Consider the following 23,001-nt stretch of genomic DNA (forward strand, 5'->3'; position numbering starts at 1 on the left):
GCAGTGCGGTCTCCGGTTTGCCCCATGAAGGAGAAAAAAATGGCTTCCGGCACCGTGAAGTGGTTCAACTCGGAAAAGGGCTTCGGCTTCATCGAGCAGGACGGCGGCGGCCCCGACGTCTTCGCCCACTACTCGAACATCCAGTCCCAGGGCTTCCGTGAGCTCCTCGAGGGCCAGAAGGTCACCTTCGACGTGACCCAGGGCCCCAAGGGCCCGCAGGCGGAGAACATCGTCGCCGCCTGACGCCCTCGCGTCACGCGGACAGGGCCCGCACCGGCCACGCCGGTGCGGGCCCCGTCCCGTTTCCGTACAGGAGCCACCCGCCCCTTACGGGTACCCCACCCTCTCCCCCTGAAGGGCATTCCATGACCCGAGCGTCCGCACCGCGACAGAGCGCCGCCCCGAAGCCGTCCACCGCGGCGTCTTCCACCCCGCCCGCCGGCTCCTTCGACGAGCTGCCGCTGGCACCGGCCCTGCTCACCGCGCTGCGCGCGCAAGGTGTCACCACGCCGTTCCCCATCCAGGCAGCCACCCTGCCCGAGACCCTCGCCGGCCGCGATGTGCTCGGCCGTGGCCGCACCGGCTCCGGCAAGACCCTCGCCTTCGGGCTGGCGCTGCTCAGCCGTACGGCCGGCAAGCGGGCGGTGAGCAAGCGCCCGCTGGCGCTGGTGCTCGTCCCCACCCGCGAACTCGCCGGGCAGGTCACCGACGCCCTCGCGCCGTACGCCAAGGCCCTGGGCCTGCGGACCGCCACCGTCGTCGGCGGCACCTCCATCAACCGCCAGGTCGACACGCTGCGCCGGGGCGCCGAGGTCCTCGTCGCCACCCCCGGCCGGCTCGCCGATCTGCTGGACCGCGGCGCCTGCGCGCTCGGCGATGTCGCCATCACCGTCCTCGACGAGGCCGACCAGATGACCGACATGGGCTTCCTGCCGCAGGTCACCCGGCTGATGGAGAAGGTCGACGCGAACGGCCAGCGGATGCTGTTCTCCGCCACCCTCGACCGCAATGTCGACAAGCTGGTCCGCCGCTTCCTGACGGACCCGGTCACCCACTCCGTGGACCCCTCGGCCGCCACCGTCACCACCATGGACCACCACGTCCTGTACGTGGACGACGCCGACAAGCGCGCCACCGCCACCGAGATCGCCGCCCGCGACGGCCGGGTGATCATGTTCGTGGACACCAAGCGCGGCGCCGACCGGCTCACCAAGCACCTGCTCGCCCAGGGTGTGCGCGCCGCGGCGCTGCACGGCGGCAAGTCCCAGCCGCAGCGCACCCGCACCCTGGAGCAGTTCCGCACCGGCCACGCCTCGGCGCTGATCGCCACCAACGTCGCCGCCCGCGGCATCCACATCGACGGCCTCGACCTCGTCGTCAACGTCGACCCGCCCACCGAGGCCAAGGACTACCTGCACCGCGGCGGCCGGACCGCCCGCGCCGGCGAGTCCGGCACCGTCGTCACCCTCGTCACGCCCGCCCAGCGCCGCGACATGACCCGGCTGATGCGCCAGGCGAAGATCACCCCGGCCACCGCGACGGTCCGCCCCGGCCACGCCGACCTGATAAAGGTCACCGGCGCCCGGACCCCCTCCGGTGTCGCGGTCGTGGTCACCGCGCCCGCACCGGCGCCCGCGGCTGGTTCTCCCGGCTCTCCCGGCGGCGGCACCCGGCGCCGGCGCCCCCGCCGCGGCCGTCCCGCCCGCCGCACCGCCGGGGCACCTAGGGCTTGACCGACAGGTAATAGCGACGGGCGCCCTGATGCAGGGCCAGCGGATCGGTGAACACCGCCGTCCGCAGGTCCACCCGCTGCGCGGCATGCACCTGGCGCCCGATCCGGTCCCGGCTGTTGATGACGGCCCGGGTCATGTCGAAGGTCATCGCGGCATCCTCCCGGTCCGTCGTCACCAGCAGATTCGCCACCGCGATCGTCTTCACCGCCCGGCCGTCCTGCACCTTGGGATACGCGTCGGAGGGCATCACCGCCGCCCGGTAGTAGCGGGTGGGCTCGCCCTGCGCATGCAGCGCCTCGCTCAGGTCCCCGAGCTGCACCAGCCGGATCGGGAACCGCTGCGCCAGATGCTGCACCGCGGTGGTCGGCAGCCCGCCCGACCAGAAGAACGCGTCCAGCTCGCCCCGCTCCAGCAGCGCGGGCATCCGGTCGATGCCCACCCGTACCGGCACGATGTCCCTGGCGAAATCCAGTCCCGCCGCCTTCAGCAGCCGCCGGGTGATCAGCTGGACGCCGGAGCCGTCCGTCCCGACCCCCACCCGCAGCCGCCGCAGCCCCTTGGCGGAGCGGACGGCGGACTTCTTCGGCACCACCAGCTGCATGTAGTCGTCGTACAACCGCGCACAGGCCCGCAGCCGGTCCGCGCCCGCCTCGCCCCGGGCCTGGTACGTCGAGACCGCATCCGCCGTCGCGATGGTGAACTCCGCGCGCCCGGCGGTCAGTTGACGCAGATTGTCGATGGACCCCTCGCTGCGCGCCAGCCGCAGATCCACCTCCGGGGTGTCGTGCGCCAGATCCTGCTTCAGCAGCTCCCCGTAGCGCGCGTACACGCCCGTCGGCAGCCCGGTGGCCAGCGTCACCCGTCCGCCCGGCGCACGCTCGCCCCGCATCGACAGCAGCCCCCACGCCACCAGCGCGAGCGCGATCAGCGCCGCGGTCGCCACCTGGAGTGCCCGGCGGCCGCTTATTCGGGGGAGTGCTGTGACCATGGGCGGGATCCTGCCAGCACCGGGCCGCCAAAGGGAGGGGCAGATACCCAACCGTGCTATTGGAGGGCCCCACGCAGCAGGCCCAGCAAGGCCCTGGCCGCGGGGGTGGCGGGCCCGTCCGTCCGCCAGACCAGCGCGATCCGGCCACGTGGCGGCCGCGGCCCGGTCAGCGGCAGCGTCCGCAGTCCATAGGCGTCCGCCGCCTCGGCCGGCAGGGCGGGCACCACCGCCACGCCCAGGCCCCGGGCGGCGAGCTGCGCCAGCAGATGCGGCGAGGCCGCCTCGAAGGCGATACGGGGCCGGAAGCCGGCCGCCGCACAGGTACGTTCGAGCACCCCGCGCAGCCCCGTGCCGCGCGGCAGGCTGAGCAGCGGGCGGTCGCGGAGCGCGGCCGGCGCGATGCCCGTACCGTCCGCGTGCGCCAGGAGCGGGTCGCCCGGCGCCACGGCGGCGACCAGCGGGACATCGAGCACGACCTCGGCCGAGATGCCCGGCGGCGGCTCGTCCGCCAGCCCGATCAGCGCGAGGTCCAGCTCACCCGCGCGCAGCGCCGCCAGCATCCGCTCCGAGTTGTCCTCGGTCAGGGCCATCTCGACATCGGGGTGGGCGTCATGGAAATCGGCCAGCAGAGCGGCCACCTCGAATCTGTCGGAGGCCGCCCCGGAGACCACCCCGATCGTGACCCGGCCGCGCAGCAGCCCCGTGAACTCGTCCACCGTCGCCCGCACGCCCTCGACCGCCGCCAGCGCCGCCCGCGCGTACGGCAGCACCGCCGCGCCCACCTCCGTCGGCGTCACCGACCCGCCGGACCGGTCCAGCAGCGGCTGCCCCAGCTCCCGCTCCAGCTGCCGGATCTGCGCGCTCACCCCTGGCTGCGCCAGATGCAGACGGGCGGCGGCGCGGGTGAAATGGGCCTCTTCCACCACGGCGATGAAGTACTGCAACTGACGGAGCTCCATAACCAGGAATTCTAGGGATGAGCAGATCCATCTCTTGGACTTGTCGCCGTCCGCCCGACAGCCTGGAAGCACGGCCGATCACGGCCCGGCCACATCCGTGGTCCCGGGCCTGACCACGGCCCGGGGAGGAGATCACTCATGGCCATCACCATGGACATCAAGGCCGCCATAGCGGCCGAACGCCGGGAACTGGCGGACATGCTGGACGCCCTGCCGTCCGGCGCCTGGGACGCGCCGACCCTGTGCGGGGGGTGGCGGGTACGGGAGGTCGCCGCCCATATGTCGATGGGCTTCCGCCACCCGTTCCCCCGGCAGGCCCGCGAACTGCTCAAGGCACGCGGCAACCTCCACCGCATGACCGACCGCCTCGCCCGCAAGGACGCGGCCGACTTCGCGCCGCGGGAGCTCGCCGCCTTCCTCCGCGACAACGCGCACCACCCCTGGACACCGCCGGTCGGCGGCCTCACCTCGGCCCTGGGGCACGATGTCGTCCACGGCCTGGACATCGCGGTCCCCCTGGGCCTGGACCGCCGCGTCCCCGAGGACCGCCTGCGCACCGTCCTGGACGCGACCGGACTGCGCGCCGCCAAGTTCTTCGGCGCCGACCTCACCGGCATCGCCCTGTACGCGGACGACCTCGACTGGTCCTTCGGCAGCGGCACCCCCGTCCACGGCACCGCCCAGGACCTGCTGCTGGTCACGTTCGGCCGCAAGCTGCCACCGGGGCGGCTGCGGGGCGAGCGCAGCGAGCGGTTCCTCGCGGCCTGACGGCCCCGGGCCCGCCCGCCCCCCCCGGCTCCGTTTCCGCCCCCCCGCTCCCGTTTCTCCGTTTCTTCTCCCCGCCGCCGCGGAACGTCTCTCACCGTCACCTTGCTCCCGGTGCCCCGCGCCGCGCCCCGTGCCGCGGCCGAGGCCCCGGGACGTCGCCGAAGGGAGCGGTAGCGATGGAGCGGACCACATGCTGTGTGGTGGGCGGCGGGCCCGCCGGGATGGTGCTCGGCCTGCTGCTGGCCCGTGCGGGCGTGGCCGTCACGGTCCTGGAGAAGCACCACGACTTCCTCCGCGACTTCCGCGGCGACACCGTGCACCCCTCCACCCTGGCGCTGCTCGACGAGCTGGGGCTGAGCGAGCGGTTCGCCCGGCTGCCGCAGCGGCGGGTGACGACGGTCCAGCTGCCGCTCGGCCGGGACGGGACACTGGTCACCGTCGGGGACATCGCGGCGCTGCGCGGCAGGTTCAACTACATCGCGATGGTGCCGCAGTGGGACCTCCTCGACCTCCTGGTGGACGAGGCCCGGCGGGAGCCCTCCTTCTCCGTACGGATGAGCACCGAGGCGACCGCCTTCCTGATGGAGCGGGGCCGGGTCGCGGGGGTGCGCTACCGCACCGCCGACGGCCGCAGCGGGGAATTGCGGGCCACCCTCACCGTGGCCTGCGACGGCCGGGGCTCGCTCGCCCGGTTGCTGCCCGAACTCGGACTGCGGAGCTTCGCCTGCCCGATGGACGCCTGGTGGTTCCGGCTGCCGCGGCACGACGGCGATCCGCACGGGCTGGTGGGCGGCGCAGGGGAGCGGCTGCTCGCAGCCATGATCGACCGCGGCGACTACTGGCAGTGCGCCGCGATGATCCCCAAGGGCACCGACACGCAACGCCGCGCCGCCGGTCTCGAATCGTTCATGGCCACCTATGCGGCTGCCGCCCCCTGGCTCGGCGACCGGCCGCACGCCCTCCGCTCCTGGGACGAGGTCAAGCTGCTCGACGTGCGCCTCGACCGCCTCCGGCGCTGGTACCGGCCGGGGCTGCTGTGCATCGGCGACGCGGCCCACGCGATGTCCCCGGTCTTCGGCATCGGCATCAACCTCGCCGTCGAGGACGCCGTGGCCGCCGCCCGGCATCTGGTCGGGCCGCTGCGCACGGGCGCGGTCGGCCTGCGGGACGTCCGCGCCATCCAGTGCCGCCGGTGGCCGACCGCGGCCCTGACCCAGGCGCTGCAGCGGTTCGCCCATGCGCGGGTCATCGCACCCGTCCTGGCGGGCGAGGCGCCCTTCGGCGACCCCCGGCGGGCGCAGCGGGTGGCCGAACTGCTCACCAGCTCGCACTGGGTGAACCGGTTGCCGGCCTACTTCCTCGCCTACGGCGCGGTACGCGAACGCCCGCCGGCCGCGTCGTTGCGATGAGCCGGGCCGCGTCCGCGGGGCCCGCCCGCTCCCCGGCAGCGGCTCCCGGACGGGTGAACCCGCGGTCCCCTTTACCCTGGGGGAATGACCAGCAGCAGTGACCCGGCCGGAGCAGTGGAAGCAGTGGACGCCACTCGAAGCTACGAGATCCGCACCTACGGGTGCCAGATGAACATCCACGACTCCGAGCGGTTGTCCGGCCTCCTGGAGGACGCCGGATACGTCCGGGCGCCCAAGGACGCCGACGGCGCCGACGTGGTGGTCTTCAACACCTGCGCGGTGCGCGAGAACGCCGACAACCGGCTCTACGGCAACCTGGGGCAGCTCGCTCCCAAGAAGGCCGCCCGGCCCGGCATGCAGATCGCGGTCGGCGGGTGCCTGGCCCAGAAGGACCGGGACACCATCGTCAAGAAGGCCCCCTGGGTCGACGTGGTCTTCGGCACGCACAACATCGGCAAACTGCCGGTCCTGCTGGAGCGCGCCCGCATCCAGGAGGAGGCGCAGGTCGAGATCGCCGAGTCGCTGGAGGCGTTCCCCTCGACGCTGCCGACGCGGCGCGAGAGCGCATACGCGGCGTGGGTCTCGATCTCCGTCGGCTGCAACAACACCTGCACCTTCTGCATCGTGCCCGCGCTGCGCGGCAAGGAGAAGGACCGTCGCACCGGCGACATCCTCGCCGAGATCGAGGCGCTGGTCGGCGAGGGCGTCAGCGAGATCACCCTGCTCGGCCAGAACGTCAACGCCTACGGCTCCGACATCGGCGACCGCGAGGCGTTCAGCAAGCTGCTGCGGGCCTGCGGAAAGATCGAGGGCCTGGAGCGGGTCCGCTTCACCTCCCCGCACCCGCGCGACTTCACCGACGACGTCATCGCCGCCATGGCCGAGACGCCCAACGTCATGCCGCAGCTGCACATGCCGCTGCAGTCCGGCTCCGACCGCGTCCTGAAGGCGATGCGCCGCTCGTACCGCCAGGACCGCTTCCTCGGCATCATCGAGAAGGTGCGCGCCGCGATGCCGGACGCCGCGATCTCCACGGACATCATCGTCGGCTTCCCCGGCGAGACCGAGGAGGACTTCGAGCAGACCCTGCACACCGTCCGCGAGTCCCGCTTCGCCCAGGCCTTCACCTTCCAGTACTCCAAGCGCCCCGGGACCCCGGCGGCCGACATGGAGGGCCAGATCCCCAAGGCGGTCGTCCAGGAGCGCTACGAGCGGCTGGTCGCCCTCCAGGAGGAGATCTCCTGGGAGGAGAACAAGAAGCAGGTCGGGCGCACCCTGGAGGTGATGGTCGCCGAGGGCGAGGGCCGCAAGGACGACGCCACGCACCGGCTGTCCGGCCGCGCCCCCGACAACCGCCTGGTCCACTTCACCCGCCCCGACGAAGCGGTCCGCCCGGGCGACATCGTCACCGTCGACATCACCTACGCCGCCCCGCACCACCTCCTTGCCGAGGGTCCGACCCGGGCCGTACGGCGCACCCGGGCCGGCGACGCCTGGGAGAAGCGCAACGCCGCCCCGGCCGAGAAGCCCAAGGGTGTGCTCCTGGGCCTGCCCACGATCGGCGCCCCGGCGCCCGCACCGGCTCCGGCGGCGGGCTGCGGCTGCGACTGAGCCGCACGTCAGGCGGCGGCCCGCCGAATCGGCAGCCACGGCGCGGCGCCCCACACCCGGGGCGTTACGCTGCGTGTCATGCTCGTAGCCGCCGCCATCTGCCCCTGCCCGCCGCTCCTCGTCCCGGAGGTCGCCGCCGGCGCCGCGCCCGAGCTGGACGCGCTGCGGGCCGCCTGCCTCGACGCGGTCGGTGTACTGGCCGCCGCCCGCCCGGACCGGCTGATCGTCCTCGGCCCGGCCGAGCAGGCGGGACGGGGACCGCACCCGCAGGGCGCCACCGGCTCGTTCCGCGGCTTCGGGGTGGACCTCGAGGTGCCGCTGGGCGCGGCCGAAGGCGTCGTCGACCGGGAACTCCCGCCGTCGCTGGCCGTCGGCGCCTGGCTGCTGTCCCGCGCGGACTGGGACGACGCGCCCGTCGAGGGCCTGGGCATAGGAGAGCCGCTCACCCGCGAACGCTGCCTGCCGGTGGGCCGCGAGATCGCCGCCTCCGCGCCCCGCGTCGCCCTCCTGGTGATGGGCGACGGCAGCGCCCGCCGCACCGTGAAGGCGCCGGGGTACTTCGACGAGCGGGCCGAGGCCTTCGACGCCGCCGCGGCCCGCGCCCTGGGCGCCGCCGACACCGCCGCGCTCACCGAGCTCGACGAAGAGCTCGCCTTCGACCTCCAGGCGTCCGGCCGCGCCTGCTGGCAGGTGCTGGCGGGCGCCGCCCAGGGCGCGGGCCTGCAGGGCGCGCTGCTCCGCGAGGAAGCGCCGTACGGCGTCGGCTACTTCGTGGCGAGCTGGTCCTAGGACAACCACAGGGGGCGACGGCCGGGCTGCCCGGCCGTCGCCCCCTGAGCGTTGCGCTACTTGCGGGCGCCGTCCGCGGCATCGCTGTCGGCCGCCGCGCCCGCGGACTGCTGACGCGGGATGCCAGGGCTCTCGGGGGTGCCGCTGCCGGATTCGCCCTCCGCCGCAAGCGCATCGTCCGACGCCTCGGCCGGCCGCTCCTCCGGCGTCCGCCCGCTGCCGGTCTCCGCCGCTTCGGCCGGCTCCGCCTCCGCGGCCGGCTCCGCCGGCTCCACGTCGTGCGCGGACGAGCCCGCCGCCTCGGGCTGCGCGGATCCCTTACGCCGACGGAAAAGCGAAAACAGGCTCATTGTTGCTCCAACCATGCCAATGCCGTGCTCATGTGGGTGAAATCCCGCCTCGCGCGGAGCGCCCTGTTGCGCCGCCCGCGACCGCCGGTCGTGCGCCGGCTCTCGGGACCTCGAACAGGCAACGACGTCATGCGTGCCCCGTCACGTCGCTCATTCGGGACCGGGGCGTGATGTTTGCGAGACTGGCGGGGTGAACACCGCCGTTCCCGCTCCGCGGGTCATCGCCGTCGTCGGTCCCACCGCGGCCGGAAAGTCCGATCTGGGCGTCGCGCTCGCCCGCCACCTGGGCGGCGAGGTCATCAACGCCGACTCCATGCAGCTCTACCGCGGCATGGACATCGGCACCGCCAAACTCACGCCCGAGGAGCAGCAGGGCATCCCGCACCGCCTCCTGGACATCTGGGACGTCACCCGCGCGGCCAGCGTCGCCGAGTACCAGCGGCTGGCCCGCGCCGAGATCGACCGGCTGCTCGCCGAGGGGCGCACGCCCGTCCTCGTCGGCGGCTCCGGCCTGTACGTCCGCGGCGCGATCGACGCCCTCGACTTCCCCGGAACGGACCCCGAGGTACGCGCCCGCCTGGAGGCCGAGCTCGCCGAACACGGCAGCGGCGCCCTGCACGCCCGGCTCGCCGCCGCCGACCCGGAGGCCGGCCGCGCCATCCTGGCGAGCAACGGCCGCCGCATCGTGCGCGCCCTGGAGGTCATCGAGATCACCGGCCGCCCCTTCACCGCCAACCTCCCCGGCCACGAAGCCGTCTACGACACCCTCCAGATCGGTGTCGACGTCGAGCGCCCCGAACTCGACGAGCGGATCGCCCGCCGGGTCGACCGGATGTGGGACGCGGGCCTGGTGGACGAGGTGCGGCAACTGGAGCGCGAGGGGCTGCGCGAGGGCCGTACGGCCTCCCGGGCGCTCGGCTACCAGCAGGTGCTCGCCCAGCTGGCGGGGGAGTGCAGCGAACAGGAGGCGCGCGAGGAAACGGTGCGCGCCACCAAGCGCTTCGCGCGCCGTCAGGATTCCTGGTTCCGCCGGGACCCGCGCGTCCACTGGCTCAGCGGCGCCGCCGACCACCGCGCGGACCTGCCGCGGCTCGCGCTTGCCTTGCTCGAACGACCGGTCACAGCCTGATCACGTCATGGCATCGGGACGCTCCGGCCGTCATCCGGCCCCCTGAGGGCGTGTCATCATCGACCTTCGATCGAGGCGTGCAGTCTGCAGTGGGGAGGGCACGTGGCAATGGAGGCCGGCCCTCGCAACGGAACCCAGGAAACGGACCACGGCGACGCCGATGCGACGCCCGACAGCATGCCGCTGACCCAGGACGGCCCGGACGCTCACGACGTCCTGCCCGCCCCCGGTGACGCCCCGCTGACCGAGTCCGGCGCCCTGGACGACGCGGGCACCCTGAACGACTCGGACGGCCCGGACGCCGGCACCCCGGCCGAGGGCGGCGAGTCCTTCCGGGAGCTGCGCCCGCCCCGTCGGCTGCGCCTGTGGCAGCTCGCGCCGATCGTGGTGCTCGCCTCCGTCGGCTCCCTGATGTTCGGCTTCCCGCTCGCCTTCGAGTTCGGCGGCGACGGCGGCGCCGTGATAGCGATGCTCGGCCTGCTGCTGTGCTGCTGCGCCGCCGGCTGGGGCATGATGGCCGCCCGCCGCGCCGGCCACACCTGGCCGGGCCTGCCGCCGCGCGGATCGGACCGCCGGGCCCGCTGGCTCGTCGTCCTCGGCTACGCCGCGGTGGTGGCCGTCCTGGCGGCGCTCGCCATCTGGCGCGTGGCCCGGCTGCGCTGACCCGGCGGTACCCCGTGCGCACCCCGTCCGCGCCGCCGGCCCCGTCCGCCCGTACGATTCAAGGGTGACCACGCAGCGCATCGCCTTCCTCAAGGGCCACGGCACCGAGAACGACTTCGTGATCGTTCCCGACCCCGAGGGCCGCATCGACCTGTCCGCCGCCGCGGTCGCCCGGATCTGCGACCGGCGGGCCGGACTCGGCGGCGACGGCGTGCTGCACGCCGTACGGTCCGCCGCGCACCCCGAGGCGCGCGACCAGGCGGACGAGGCCGAGTGGTTCATGGACTACCGCAACGGCGACGGCTCCATCGCCGAGATGTGCGGCAACGGCGTCCGCGTCTTCGCGCGCTATCTGCTGCACGCCGGCCTGGTCGAGCCCGGCGATCTCGCCATCGCCACCCGCGCCGGCGTCCGCCGCGTCCACCTCGCCAAGACCGGCGATGTCACGGTCTCCATGGGCCGCGCCGAGCTCCCCGAGGAGAGCGTCACGGTCACCCTGGACGGCCGCAGCTGGCCGGCCCGCAACGTCAACATGGGCAATCCGCACGCGGTCGCCTTCGTCGAGGACCTGGCGCACGCCGGGGACCTGCTGGCCGTACCGCCGTTCAGCCCGGCGGCGGTCTATCCCGACGGCGTGAACATCGAGTTCGTCGCCGACCGCGGGCCCCGGCACGTGGCGATGCGGGTGCACGAGCGCGGCTCCGGCGAGACCCGCTCCTGCGGCACGGGCGCCTGCGCGGTCGCGGTCGCCACCGCCCGCCGGGACGGCATCGACCCCGCCGAGACCGGACTGCCCGTCACCTACACCGTCGACGTCCTCGGCGGCCGCCTCTCGATCACCGAGCTGCCCGACGGCACGGTCGAGATGACCGGACCGGCCGAGATCGTCGCCGAGGGCACCTTCGACCCGGCCTGGCTCACCACGGCGCTGGCCTGACAGGCACGCTTTCGCCCACGAATTCGCTCGAATGGATGGTCCGTTTCACGCTGAGCGAGAGACGGACAGCGGTGCGTGATGGGCTCGGTAGCATCAAGCACCGGCCCGGACGTTCCGTGATTCCGAGGGAGGGCGTCCCACCGCCGGTCGACGCCGCCGGAGGTGCCCATGAGCGCAGAGGCCACTGACCCTGATAACGCCGAAGCAGCGGGCCGCAGGCGCGGCCGCCCCCGGCTGGACGTCCAGGGGCTGCGGCGGATCGGGCGCGCCGCACTGCTCGGCACGGCCCCCCGTGACGGCCTCCCCGACGCCCTGGAACACGTCGCCAAGGTGCACCGCCGCCATCATCCCGATGCCCGTCTGGACATCCTGAGCAAGGCGTACGCGCTGGCCGAGTCCTCGCACCGCGGCCAGATGCGCAAGAGCGGCGAGCCGTACATCACCCACCCCCTCGCGGTCACCCTCATCCTCGCCGAACTCGGCGCGGAGACCACGACCTTGACCGCCTCCCTCCTCCACGACACCGTCGAGGACACGGAAGTGACGCTCGATCAGGTGCAGGCGCAGTTCGGCGACGAGGTGTGCTATCTGGTCGACGGCGTGACGAAGCTGGAGAAGGTCGACTACGGCGCGGCCGCCGAGCCGGAGACCTTCCGCAAGATGCTGGTCGCCACCGGCAACGACGTCCGGGTGATGTCGATCAAGCTCGCCGACCGGCTGCACAACATGCGCACCCTCGGCGTGATGCGACCCGAGAAGCAGGCCCGGATCGCCAAGGTCACCCGCGACGTCCTGATCCCGCTCGCCGAACGCCTCGGCGTCCAGGCGCTGAAGACCGAGCTGGAGGACCTGGTCTTCGCCATCCTGCATCCGGAGGAGTACGCCGCCACCCGCCGCCTGGTCGGCGAACACGCCGGCCGCCCCGACCCGCTCGCCGCCCTCGCCGCGCGGGTCCGTACGACCCTGGACGAGGCCAGGATCCAGGCCGAAGTCCTGGTGCGGCCGCGGCACTTCGTCTCCGTGCACCGCGTACGGATGGCCCGTGGCGAGCTGACCGGCGCGGACCTGGGGCGGCTGCTGGTCCTGGTCACCGAGGACGCCGACTGCTACGCGGTCCTCGGCGAGCTGCACACCTGCTTCACCCCGGTCGTCTCCGAGTTCCAGGACTTCATCGCCGCGCCGAAGTTCAACCTCTACCAGTCGCTGCACACCGCCGTCACCGGCGAATCGGGGGAGATCGCCGAGACGCTGATCCGTACGCACCAGATGCACCGGGTCGCCGAGGCCGGGGTGATCGCACTGGGCAACCCGTACGCCCCGACCGACGGCCCGGACGCCCCGGACGGCGAGCGGGCCGACCCCACCCGCCCAGGATGGCTCTCGCGCCTCCTGGAGTGGCAGCGCACCACACCCGACCCGGACACGTTCTGGAGCTCGCTGCGCGACGACCTGGCACAGGACCTGGAGATCACGGTCTTCTGCGCGGGCGGCCCGGCGAACGGCCCCGCCGACGGCGCCCTCGGCCTGCCCGCCGGGGCGAGCTGCGTGGACGCCGCCTACGCCCGGCACGGCGAGGCGGCGCACTGCTGCATCGGCGCCCGGGTCAACGGCCGCCTCGCCACGCTCGCCACCGTCCTCCGCGACGGCGACAGCCTGCATCTCCTGATGGCGCCGGACGCCCCGGATTCCGCCACCGGGCCCGCACCCGAGTGGCTCGACCACGCCCGCACCCCCGCCGCCCGGCTCGCCATCTCCCGGTGGCTGTCGCGCTCCACCGGGGACGACGCCGGCGAGCCGCCCCCTGTGTCACCCAGGACGGCCCCCGCCACCACCGGCCCCGGACCCGGCGATCCGGCCGCGGTCACCCCCGCCGCCGTCCTGGCCGTCGCCGACCTGCCCGGCGCCTCCGTACGGCTCGCGGGCTGCTGCACCCCGGTGCCGCCGGACAACGTCACGGGATTCGCCGTACGGGGCGGCACGGTCACCGTGCACCGCTCCCTGTGCCCCGTCGTGGCACGGATGGCGGCCACCGGCCGGCAGCCGGTGGGGGTGCGCTGGCGGCGCGCGGGCAAGGCGGGCCACGGCTGCCGGGTGACGCTCCTGGCCGAGGCCTTCAGCCGGCCGCACCTGCTGGCCGACCTCACCGAAGCCATCGCCGCCCAGGGCGTCGCCGTGGTGTCCGCGGCCGTCGAACCCCCGCATGAGCAGCGGGTACGGCACACCTACACACTGCATCTGCCGAACGCCGCCGGGCTGCCCTCCCTGATGCGCGCGATGCGCGAAGTCCCGGGCGTCTTCGACGTGTTGCGCGCGGGCCGGGCCAGGCCGACCGCCGCCCTACGCCCCTGATCACACCGCCGCACCCGGAGGTAAGCCGGACGCCCGAACCACCGCCCTTTCGGGTGCCGTCCTGCCGTGCCACCCGCGGGCCGGGGAGCCGCGCTGATAGCCGTAACCCATGTCGCTTCCCTCGCGTCGACCGTCCCCCGACCCCTACCGTCCCGCCGTTCCCGATCCCGCGGCCCGCCTCGTGCGTCGCTGGATCCCGTCCCGGGCCGGCCGGCGGGCCACCGCCCTCTCCCTGGCCGCCGTCACCCTCCTCGGCGCGGCCCCGCCCTCCGGCGCCCCCGGTGCGCGCGGCATCGGCGACCGGCTGTTCCCCACCCTCGGCAACCCGGGCTACGACGTCACGTCCTACCACGTCGACCTGGACTACTCCGGCCACAACGACCGCCCCCTGAACGCCGTCACCGAGATCACCGCCCGCGCCACCGAGGCACTCGACCAGCTCAACCTCGACTTCGCCCGCGGCACGGTCCAGTCCGTGGAGGTCAACGGCCGGCCCGCCCGCCATCAGCAGCACGGCGAGGACCTGGTGATCATCCCGTCCGCCGGCGTCTCCCCGGAAGAAGAGCTGAAGATCGTCGTCCGGCACACCAGCGACCCGCGCGGCACGGGCGACGGCGGCTGGATCCGCACCGGCGACGGGCTGGCCATGGCCAACCAGGCCGACGCCGCACACCGCGTCTTCCCCTGCAACGACCACCCCTCCGACAAGGCGTACTTCACCTTCCGGATCACCGCACCCCAGGGCGTGACGGCCGTCGCCAACGGAGAGCCCTCCGAGCAGAGCGAGCGCGGCCCGCGCCGCGTCTGGACGTACCGCACCGCCCACCCGATGGCCACCGAACTGGCGCAGGTCTCCCTCGGCCGCTCCACCGTGCTGCGGGCCGAGGGACCGCACGGCCTGCCCGTACGGAACGTCGTCCCCACCGCGCACCGCGCGGCGCTCGCCCCCTGGGCGGCCAAGACGCCCGACCAGCTGGCGTGGATGGAACGCAAGATCGGCGCCTTCCCCTTCGAGAACTACGGGGTGCTGATCGCGGACGCCCGCACCGGCTTCGAGCTGGAGACCCAGACCCTCTCGCTCTTCGAGAAGGGCCTGTTCACCGGCCGGCTGCCCGACTGGTACGTCGAGTCCGTCATGGTGCACGAGCTGGCGCACCAGTGGTTCGGCGACAGCGTCAGCCCGCACCGCTGGTCCGACGTCTGGCTCAACGAGGCCCACGCCACCTGGTACGAGGCGCTCTACGCCCAGGAGAAGGGCGGCGGCCGGGCCCCCCTCGACACGCGGATGCAGCGCGCCTACCAGCAGTCGGACGGCTGGCGCGCCGACGGCGGCCCGCCCGCCGTGCCCAAGGCCGCCCAGCCCGGCCAGAAGATCAGCATCTTCCGGCCGTCCATCTACGACGGCGGCGCACTGGTCCTCTACGCCCTGCGGGACAAGATCGGCCCCGAGGCCTTCGACCGACTCGAACGCACCTGGGTCACCCGCCACCGCGACGGCGTCGCCGGCACCGCCGACTTCGTCCGCCTGGCCTCCGAGATCTCCGGCCAGGACCTGACCGGCTTCTTCCAGGGCTGGCTCTACGGCGCGAAGACCCCGCCGATGCCGGGCCACCCGGAGTGGCAGGCCAAGCAGCCGCACTGACCGGCAGGGGCCCGCCCGGTGGGCCGTCCGAGGCACAGCGGGCCCCGCCGCCGGAAAACGCCGGAAACCCGCGTGACGCGCCGTAACGGGCCGTGCGACCATCTTCGGGTCGACGACGCCGACGGCCGGCCGGGAATCTCCCGGGAGGCCGGGACGTTGTGCTTGTCGAAAGCCGCAGTATCAGCGACGACAGCCCCAGCGGGACCGCCCGGTCCCCGACGGGACCTCCCAACGACACAAAGGATCAAATGACCTCCTCTTCTTCCCTTCCGCAGGACCGGCAGCGCCTCCCGGAGAGCCTTCGGGCCGACGCCCTGATGGAAGAGGACGTCGCCTGGAGCCACGAGATCGACGGGGAGCGCGACGGCGACCAGTACGACCGTTCGGCCCGTGCCGCGCTGCGCCGTGTGGCGGGCCTGTCCACCGAGCTCGAGGACATCACCGAGGTCGAGTACCGGCAGCTCCGCCTGGAGCGCGTGGTGCTCGTCGGCGTATGGACCACGGGGACGGTGAGCGACGCGGAGAATTCGCTGGCCGAGCTCGCCGCGCTGGCGGAGACCGCCGGCGCCCTCGTGCTCGACGGCGTCATCCAGCGGCGTGACAAGCCCGACCCGGCCACGTACATCGGCTCGGGCAAGGCGCTGGAGCTGCGCGACATCGTGCTGGAATCCGGCGCGGACACCGTGGTGTGCGACGGTGAGCTCTCCCCGGGCCAGCTGATCCACCTCGAGGACGTCGTCAAGGTCAAGGTCGTCGACCGGACGGCCCTGATCCTCGACATCTTCGCCCAGCACGCCAAGTCCCGGGAGGGCAAGGCGCAGGTCTCGCTGGCGCAGATGCAGTACATGCTCCCCAGGCTCCGCGGCTGGGGCCAGTCGCTGTCCCGTCAGATGGGTGGCGGTGGCTCCGGTTCCTCGGGCGGCGGTATGGCCACCCGTGGTCCCGGTGAGACCAAGATCGAGACGGACCGGCGGCGGATCCGCGAGCGCATGGCCAAGATGCGCCGCGAGATCGCGGAGATGAAGACCGGCCGGGACATCAAGCGCCAGGAACGCCGGCGCAACAAGATCCCCTCGGTCGCCATCGCCGGCTACACCAACGCCGGCAAGTCCTCCCTGCTCAACCGCCTCACCGGCGCCGGCGTGCTGGTGGAGAACGCCCTGTTCGCCACCCTGGACCCGACCGTCCGGCGGGCCGAGACGCCCAGCGGACGGCTCTACACCCTCGCCGACACCGTCGGTTTCGTCCGGCATCTGCCGCACCACCTCGTCGAGGCGTTCCGCTCCACGATGGAGGAGGTCGGCGACTCCGATCTCATCCTCCATGTGGTCGACGGCGCGCATCCGGTGCCGGAGGAGCAGCTGGCCGCCGTACGCGAGGTGATCCGCGAGGTGGGCGCGACGGACGTGCCCGAGATCGTGGTCATCAACAAGGCGGACACCGCCGATCCGCTGGTGCTGCAGCGCCTGCTGCGCAACGAGAAGCACGCCATCGCGGTCTCGGCCCGTACGGGCCAGGGCATGGCGGAGCTGCTGACCCTGCTCGACGAGGAACTCCCCCGGCCGCAGGTCGAGATCGAGGCGCTGGTGCCCTACACCCAGGGCGCCCTGGTCTCGCGGGCACACGCCGAGGGCGAGGTCATCTCCGAGGAGCACACCGCGGACGGCACGGTCCTCAAGGCCCGGGTGCACGCAGAGCTGGCCGCGGAGTTCGAGCCGTTCGTACCGGCCGCCTAGCCCGTACGGTACGCACGCACCTGCACAAGAAGGCCCGCCCCGGGGAAACCCGGGGCGGGCCTTCGTCATGCCCTGTGCGGTGCGGGGCCGGGTGCCCGCCGCGCTCCGGCGCGGGCACCCGGCCCTCAGCGTGCTACTTGTTGGCCCACTTCTTGCTCATCGCGTCGAAGATGGACTTGGCCTCGGGGCCCAGGTGCGGGCCGGCCGCCCACTTGGCGGGCCGCGGTCCCATCGACATGTTGGAGATCAGCTGCGGCTTGCCGTCGGGGCCCTTGGCGAACCAGGGACCACCGGAGGAGCCACCGGTCATGGTGCAGCCGATCCGGTACATGGTCGGCTTCTTGGCGTCCAGCGACAGGCGGGTCGGCTTGTCGGTGCACTGCTGCTGCGAGGCACCGTCGAACGGCGGCTCGGCCGGGTAGCCCTGCGCGGTCAGGCTCGGGATCTTGCCGATCGCCGGCGCGTTGAAGTTGACGTCGTACGCACCGCCGGCGATCTCCTCCAGCGACTTGCCGCCGGTGTTCTCCTCGGGCTTGACGTGCATCAGCGCGAAGTCGTACGGAGCCATCGGCACGCCCGGAACGGCGCCGCCGTCCTTGATCCACTCCTTGGACGTGGCCAGGTCGTCGGCCCACCACTTGCCCTTGGGGACGCGCTCCTCGAACGGCTTGTTCTTGATGTTGTCGGCGGTCCCGCCCGTCTTGTTGAAGCTCGGGACGAACACCAGGTTGCGGTACCAGCCGCCGTTCTTGCCGGCGTGCACACAGTGCGCCGCGGTCCACACCAGGTTGGACTTACCGGGGTGCGCCGGGTCCTTGACGACCGTCGCGGAGCAGCGGGCCTCACTCGTGCCCTTGCCGTCCTCGCTGGGCATGTTGAACACCAGCAGGCCGATGCCGGGCGCCGTCTCGTCGTACGGGGTCGCGACGGCCTTGGCCGGGACGGCGGAAGGCTCGGGATCGGTCTTGCCCTGGTCCTCGGAGACATCACCCGGCGTGGTGTGGTCCTGCGGCGGCTTGGCCTTACCGATCTTGTCCGGGTTCCAGAAGTCCTTGATGATCGGGTTGATGAACTGGCCGGCCTCGCGGAGCCACTTGTCCTTGTCCCAGTTCTTCCACTCGCCGTTCTTCCACTTGTCCAGGTCGATGCCGTGTTCCTTGAGCTTGTCCTGGAGGTCCTTGGGGATCTTGAAGTCACCCCCGCCCGAAGTGTTCCCGGCCGCGTTGGTCGGCTTGTCGTTCGCGGGCTCGTCCGACGGTCCGCAGCCGGTTGCGGTCAGTGCCACCACGGCGGTGAGAGCGGCGGCGGCCATCACTGGCCGACGTATGGATCGCATGGGTGACTTTCCCCCTGTTGTGTTCTGAACTGGCTGGTGTTGCCCGTGCTGAGGTGCGCCGGTGTGAACTTGTCATGACCCCCAAGATCCCGGCGCGACCCCTCACTATGCCGGTGCCGACCAAGACGACGGCAGCCGGGTCCCCGGTTCCGCCACCGCAAGGATCTTGACGCCGGCCGTGATCCACCGTCCGAAGCGTCGTTGGTACGTACGGGGGACCGCCGGGCAGCTCATACGGCCCGCGGGGCATCCAACAGCACACCAGCAGGAGGACACAACTGCCGTGGCGTTGACCGAAACCGTGCCGACGGTGGTGCCGTCGGCCCACGAAGGGATCCTGCGCCGCCAGTCCCTGCGTGAATCCGCCGCCCGTACCTACGCGCGCTCCCTGCCCATCGTCCCGGTGCGCGCCCGCGGGCTGACCATCGAGGGCGCCGACGGCCGCCGCTATCTCGACTGCCTTTCCGGCGCCGGCACGCTGGCACTCGGGCACAACCACCCCGTCGTGCTCGAAGCCATCCGTACGGTCCTCGACTCCGGCGCGCCGCTGCACATCCTCGATCTGGCGACCCCCGTCAAGGACGACTTCGTCACCGAGCTGTTCGCCACGCTGCCGCGGGAATTGGCCGAAACGGCACGCGTGCAGTTCTGCGGACCGGCCGGCACGGACGCCGTGGAGGCCGCCTTCAAACTCGTCCGCACGGCGACCGGCAGGGACGGCCTGATGGCCTTCTCCGGCGCCTACCACGGCATGACGGCCGAGGCGCTCGCGGCCTCCGGGGGAGCGCGGCACACCACCGTGACCCGGCTGCCCTATCCCTACGACTACCGCTGCCCCTTCGCCACCGGCGGCGAACGCGGCGCCGAACTCTCCGCCCGCTGGACCGAGAGCCTGCTCGACGACGACAAAAGCGGCGTGACCCGGCCCGCCGGGATGATCCTGGAACCCGTCCAGGGCGAGGGCGGCGTGATCCCCGCACCCGACAGCTGGCTGCGGCGGATGCGACAGCTCACCGCCGACCGGCAGATCCCGCTGATCGTGGACGAGGTGCAGACCGGCGTCGGCCGCACCGGCACCTTCTGGGCCATCGAGCACAGCGGGATCGTGCCCGACGTCCTCGTCCTGTCCAAGGCGATCGGCGGCAGCCTGCCGCTCGCCGTCATCGTCTACCGCGCCGAACTCGACACCTGGCAGCCCGGCGCGCACGCCGGCACCTTCCGCGGCAACCAGCTCGCCATGGCCGCCGGCCGCGCCACCCTCGCCTACGTACGCGAAAACCAACTCGCCCGCCGCGCACAGGAGCTGGGCGCCAAAATGCTCGCCCGGCTCGGATCGCTCGCCGCCCACCACGACTGCATCGGGGACATCCGCGGCCGCGGCCTGATGCTCGGCGTCGAACTCGTCGACCGCGACGCCGACGCCGAAACCGGCGGCGCCCGCCCCGCCGACCCCGCACTCGCCGCCGCCGTCCAACGCGCCTGCCTGGACCGCGGCCTGATCGTCGAACTGGGCGGCCGGCACTCCTCCGTCGTCCGTCTGCTGCCACCCCTGACCATCACCGACGAACAGGCGGACGCGATCCTCGACCGCCTCGCCGACGCCATCGAGGCGGCGGTCCGCACCACCCCCGGGCCGACGGGCTCGTCCCCCACGACAATGCGAGGCACCTCCCCATGAACGAACGCCCCGGTCCCGAGGGGACCCCGGCCGCCGAGCGACTCCCCGCCCAGCAGTGCGCCGGCGCCACCACCGAACCGACCGTGCCGCGCCAGCAGCGGCACACCGCGGACGACGACGCCTGCCACCAGCCGCTCGAGGACCGCCAGACCCGCCCCCCGGCCGCCGGCCACGGCGCCCCGCGCCCCTGCGGCACCGCCCACACCGACACCCGCACCGCCGACCCCCTCGACCACCCCGACCCGGCGGCCGCCGCCGACGCCGCCGGGATCGAGAGCCTGCTGCGCTGCTGGATCCGCGAGAGCGGCGCCCGCCGCCCCGCAGGCGGCCGGCTGCGCATCCCGCTGTACGCCAGCGGCACCGCCCTGCACCTCCCCGTCCGCTACTGGTCGCCCACCGGCTGGCACCGCCTCGGCGCCCCGTCCCTCGAAGGCGCCCCGGCCACCGCCGAGCCCCTGGACGCCGTCACCGTCGCCGCACTGCTGCGCCGCGAGGCCGCGTACGGCGGCGAGCGCCGGGCACCGGACGGCGAGGAGCGGCCGGCCGGCGACCCGGCGCCGCCACCGCCCGGCGAACGGCACCACGCGCCCGAGGGCGAGCGGCCACAGGCACCCGAGGGCGACGGCGCGGAACTCGTCGGCCGGGTCGCGGCCTCCGTCCGCAGCACCGCCGTCTTCCTCGCCGACCGCCGCACCCGCCCGGCCGACGCCCATGCCTCCCTCTTCCTCGAAGCCGAACAGTCCCTCCTCCTGGGCCACCCGCTGCACCCCACCCCCAAGAGCCGCGAGGGCCTCACCGAAGCCGAGACCCGCGCCTACTCGCCCGAACTCCGCGGCGCCTTCCCGCTCCACTGGATGGCCGTCCACCGCTCCGTCCTCGCCACCGACTCCGCCTGGACCGAACGCGGCAAGCCCGTCCCCGCCGAACGCCTCGCCGTCGGCCTCGCCGACGGCACCCTCCAGCTCCCCGACGACACCGTGCCGCTGCCGCTGCACCCCTGGCAGGCCCGCGAACTCGCCGGCCGCCCCGACATCACCGCCCTCCGCGACGCGGGCCTGCTCCACGACCTCGGCCCGCACGGCTCCCTCTGGCACCCCACCTCCTCCGTACGCACCGTCTACCGCCCCGACGCGGACGCCATGCTCAAGCTCTCCCTCGGCCTGCGCATCACCAACTCCCGCCGGGAGAACCTCCGCAAGGAACTCGAACGCGGCGTCGAGGTCCACCGGCTGCTGCGCACCGGCCTCGCCGAGCAATGGCAGGCCGTCCACCCGGGCTTCGACATCATCCGCGACCCGGCCTACATCGCCGTCGACGGCCTCGACGGCCGCCCCGTCCAGGGCCTGGACGTCGTCATCCGGCACAACCCCTTCACCACCACCGACGACGCCGTCTGCATCGCCGGACTCACCTCGCCCCGGCCCTGGCCCGGACACCAGGGCGTACGCTCCCGCCTCGAAGACCTCGTCGCCACGCTCAGCGCCCGCACCGGCCGCCCCCAGGACGCCGTCGCCACGGAGTGGTTCCTGCGCTATCTCGAAGCGGTCGTACGGCCCGTCCTGTGGCTCGACGGCACCGCCGGCGTCGCCCTGGAGGCCCACCAGCAGAACACCCTCGTCCTGCTCGACCCCGACGGCTGGCCGGTCGGCGGCCGCTACCGCGACAACCAGGGCTACTACTTCCGCGCATCGCGACGCGACGACCTCCAGCGGCGGCTGCCCGGCATCGGCGCCACCAGCGACACCTTCGTCGCCGATGACGTCACCGACGAACGCTTCGCCTACTACCTCGGCATCAACAACGTCCTCGGCCTCATCGGCGCCTTCGGCGCACAGCGCCTGATCCGCGAGGAGATCCTGCTCGCCGCCTTCCGCCGCTTCCTCGCCGACGCCGCCGCGGCCCCCCGCACCCACCGCTCGACCCTGCCCGAGCACCTGCTCACCGCCCGCACGCTGCGCTGCAAGGCCAACCTCGCCACCCGGCTGCACGGCCTGGACGAACTCGTCGGCCCGGTCGACACCCAGTCCGTCTACGTCACCGTGCCCAACCCCCTCGCCACCTAGCCCCGCCGACCCACCGCCCCCGGCCCCAGGCACCGCCCGCGACCCACAAGGCCCCGCGGGAGACCGCCACGAGAGGAGAGCGTCGCCGTGCCATCCACCGACCCCGGCCTCAGCACCGGCTCCGAAGACCCCCTCACCCTGCAGCTCCCGTCCGAATGGAGCGCATGGTGCGCCGAGGAGCCCCGGACGCCGGCCCAGGTCGCCACCCCGACCGCCGGCGCCCCGCTCGCCAACCTGGCCGACGGGGCCACGGCCGACACCCCCGCCGGGCCGTTCGCGCTCGTCCCCGTCCGCCTGGACCGCGATCTCGACCGGATCGCCGGCTGGATGAACGACCCGGCCGTCGCCGCCTTCTGGGAGCTGGCCGGCGCCCCCGAGGTCACCGCCGCCCATCTCCGCCCCCAGCTGCACGGCGACGGCCGCAGCCTGCCCTGCCTCGGCGTGCTGGCCGGCGTCCCGATGAGCTACTGGGAGATCTACCGCGCCGACCTGGACCCCCTCGCCCGCCACTACCCGGCCCGGCCCCAGGACACCGGCCTGCACCTCCTGATCGCCGACGCCGCCAACCGCGCCCGCGGCCTCGGCAGCACCCTGCTGCGCGCCACCGCCGATCTCGTCCTGGACCACCGCCCCCTCTGCCACCGCGTCATCGCCGAGCCCGACCTGCGCAACACCGCCTCCGTGGCGGCCTTCCTGAGCGCGGGATTCCACTACTCCGACGAGATCGAACTGCCCGACAAACGCGCGGCGCTGATGATCCGCGACCGCGCCCACCGGCACATGCTCTGACCCCCGCTCCGCCCCGGGCGTCGTCCCTCGACGGCCCCGGCCCTCAGCCCGCCGCACCACATGGCCCCGTCC

19 protein-coding genes are annotated in these 23,001 nt (G+C 73.4%); 15 read left to right on the top strand and 4 right to left on the bottom strand.

Annotation, left to right across the window (positions count from 1 at the left end):
* The first annotated feature begins 39 nt into the window (after nucleotides 1-39).
* Both AC5677_RS28695 and AC5677_RS28700 read left to right on the top strand, forming a co-directional pair.
* Nucleotides 40-243 carry a cold-shock protein gene (locus AC5677_RS28695; RefSeq protein WP_083107766.1) on the top strand — a complete coding sequence of 68 codons (204 nt, stop codon included), beginning with the start codon at nucleotides 40-42 and terminating at the stop codon, nucleotides 241-243.
* Nucleotides 240-1,733, top strand: coding sequence for a DEAD/DEAH box helicase (locus tag AC5677_RS28700; protein WP_497196788.1), 1,494 nt, complete (start codon nucleotides 240-242; stop codon nucleotides 1,731-1,733). The genes AC5677_RS28695 and AC5677_RS28700 overlap by 4 nt, the downstream gene beginning before the upstream one ends.
* On the opposite strand, the gene AC5677_RS28705 is transcribed toward AC5677_RS28700, so the two are convergent.
* Both AC5677_RS28705 and AC5677_RS28710 read right to left on the bottom strand, forming a co-directional pair.
* Complete coding sequence (locus AC5677_RS28705) at nucleotides 1,723-2,721, bottom strand: TAXI family TRAP transporter solute-binding subunit (protein ID WP_497190797.1); 999 nt, start codon at nucleotides 2,719-2,721, stop codon at nucleotides 1,723-1,725. The genes AC5677_RS28700 and AC5677_RS28705 overlap by 11 nt on opposite strands.
* Nucleotides 2,722-2,777: 56 nt before the next feature.
* On the bottom strand, nucleotides 2,778-3,680 hold the full coding sequence (locus AC5677_RS28710; RefSeq protein ID WP_497190798.1) for a LysR family transcriptional regulator: 903 nt from the start codon (nucleotides 3,678-3,680) through the stop codon (nucleotides 2,778-2,780).
* A 138-nt stretch (nucleotides 3,681-3,818) separates the two neighbouring features.
* Between AC5677_RS28710 and AC5677_RS28715 the strand changes: the two genes are divergently transcribed.
* The 4 genes from AC5677_RS28715 (at nucleotide 3,819) to AC5677_RS28730 (ending at nucleotide 8,257) form a co-directional block, all read left to right on the top strand.
* Entirely contained in the window at nucleotides 3,819-4,448 is a 630-nt protein-coding gene (locus AC5677_RS28715; protein ID WP_497190799.1) for a maleylpyruvate isomerase family mycothiol-dependent enzyme, read from the top strand.
* 176 nt (nucleotides 4,449-4,624) lie between these two features.
* On the top strand, nucleotides 4,625-5,857 hold the full coding sequence (locus tag AC5677_RS28720; protein WP_497190800.1) for an FAD-dependent oxidoreductase: 1,233 nt from the start codon (nucleotides 4,625-4,627) through the stop codon (nucleotides 5,855-5,857).
* Nucleotides 5,858-5,941: 84 nt separating this feature from the next.
* Nucleotides 5,942-7,468: a tRNA (N6-isopentenyl adenosine(37)-C2)-methylthiotransferase MiaB gene (miaB, locus tag AC5677_RS28725; RefSeq protein ID WP_497190801.1), complete on the top strand. Its 1,527-nt coding sequence runs from the start codon at nucleotides 5,942-5,944 to the stop codon at nucleotides 7,466-7,468.
* Nucleotides 7,469-7,546: 78 nt separating this feature from the next.
* On the top strand, nucleotides 7,547-8,257 hold the full coding sequence (locus tag AC5677_RS28730; protein ID WP_497190802.1) for a class III extradiol dioxygenase subunit B-like domain-containing protein: 711 nt from the start codon (nucleotides 7,547-7,549) through the stop codon (nucleotides 8,255-8,257).
* A gap of 56 nt (nucleotides 8,258-8,313) precedes the next feature.
* Here the strand turns inward: AC5677_RS28730 and AC5677_RS28735 are convergent, their stop codons facing one another.
* Nucleotides 8,314-8,607, bottom strand: a complete 294-nt coding sequence (locus AC5677_RS28735; protein ID WP_497190803.1) for a hypothetical protein — start codon at nucleotides 8,605-8,607, stop codon at nucleotides 8,314-8,316.
* Nucleotides 8,608-8,797: 190 nt separating this feature from the next.
* Between AC5677_RS28735 and miaA the strand changes: the two genes are divergently transcribed.
* The 6 genes from miaA (at nucleotide 8,798) to hflX (ending at nucleotide 17,063) form a co-directional block, all read left to right on the top strand.
* On the top strand, nucleotides 8,798-9,736 hold the full coding sequence (miaA, locus tag AC5677_RS28740) for a tRNA (adenosine(37)-N6)-dimethylallyltransferase MiaA (protein ID WP_497190804.1): 939 nt from the start codon (nucleotides 8,798-8,800) through the stop codon (nucleotides 9,734-9,736).
* 108 nt (nucleotides 9,737-9,844) lie between these two features.
* Entirely contained in the window at nucleotides 9,845-10,399 is a 555-nt protein-coding gene (locus tag AC5677_RS28745) for a hypothetical protein (RefSeq protein ID WP_497196789.1), read from the top strand.
* Nucleotides 10,400-10,463: 64 nt separating this feature from the next.
* Complete coding sequence (dapF, locus tag AC5677_RS28750; RefSeq protein ID WP_497190805.1) at nucleotides 10,464-11,336, top strand: diaminopimelate epimerase; 873 nt, start codon at nucleotides 10,464-10,466, stop codon at nucleotides 11,334-11,336.
* Between the two features lie 168 nt (nucleotides 11,337-11,504).
* Nucleotides 11,505-13,685: a RelA/SpoT family protein gene (locus AC5677_RS28755; protein ID WP_497190806.1), complete on the top strand. Its 2,181-nt coding sequence runs from the start codon at nucleotides 11,505-11,507 to the stop codon at nucleotides 13,683-13,685.
* Between the two features lie 109 nt (nucleotides 13,686-13,794).
* Nucleotides 13,795-15,327 (top strand): M1 family metallopeptidase, encoded by a 1,533-nt coding sequence (locus AC5677_RS28760; protein ID WP_497190807.1) that lies wholly within the window; start codon nucleotides 13,795-13,797, stop codon nucleotides 15,325-15,327.
* A 248-nt stretch (nucleotides 15,328-15,575) separates the two neighbouring features.
* Nucleotides 15,576-17,063 (top strand): GTPase HflX, encoded by a 1,488-nt coding sequence (gene hflX, locus AC5677_RS28765; RefSeq protein ID WP_497190808.1) that lies wholly within the window; start codon nucleotides 15,576-15,578, stop codon nucleotides 17,061-17,063.
* 133 nt (nucleotides 17,064-17,196) lie between these two features.
* Here the strand turns inward: hflX and AC5677_RS28770 are convergent, their stop codons facing one another.
* Entirely contained in the window at nucleotides 17,197-18,399 is a 1,203-nt protein-coding gene (locus AC5677_RS28770; protein ID WP_497190809.1) for a trypsin-like serine peptidase, read from the bottom strand.
* 283 nt (nucleotides 18,400-18,682) lie between these two features.
* On the opposite strand from AC5677_RS28770, the gene AC5677_RS28775 reads away from it, so the two are divergent.
* The 3 genes from AC5677_RS28775 to AC5677_RS28785 all read left to right on the top strand — a co-directional run bounded on the left by AC5677_RS28775 (nucleotide 18,683) and on the right by AC5677_RS28785 (nucleotide 22,929).
* Nucleotides 18,683-20,077, top strand: a complete 1,395-nt coding sequence (locus AC5677_RS28775) for a diaminobutyrate--2-oxoglutarate transaminase family protein (RefSeq protein ID WP_497190810.1) — start codon at nucleotides 18,683-18,685, stop codon at nucleotides 20,075-20,077.
* Nucleotides 20,074-22,140: an IucA/IucC family protein gene (locus AC5677_RS28780; protein ID WP_497190811.1), complete on the top strand. Its 2,067-nt coding sequence runs from the start codon at nucleotides 20,074-20,076 to the stop codon at nucleotides 22,138-22,140. The genes AC5677_RS28775 and AC5677_RS28780 overlap by 4 nt, the downstream gene beginning before the upstream one ends.
* Before the next feature lie 87 nt (nucleotides 22,141-22,227).
* Entirely contained in the window at nucleotides 22,228-22,929 is a 702-nt protein-coding gene (locus AC5677_RS28785) for a GNAT family N-acetyltransferase (RefSeq protein ID WP_497190812.1), read from the top strand.
* The last annotated feature ends 72 nt before the right edge of the window (nucleotides 22,930-23,001 follow it).

This window comes from Streptomyces sp. JLSY215, from assembly GCF_059682825.1.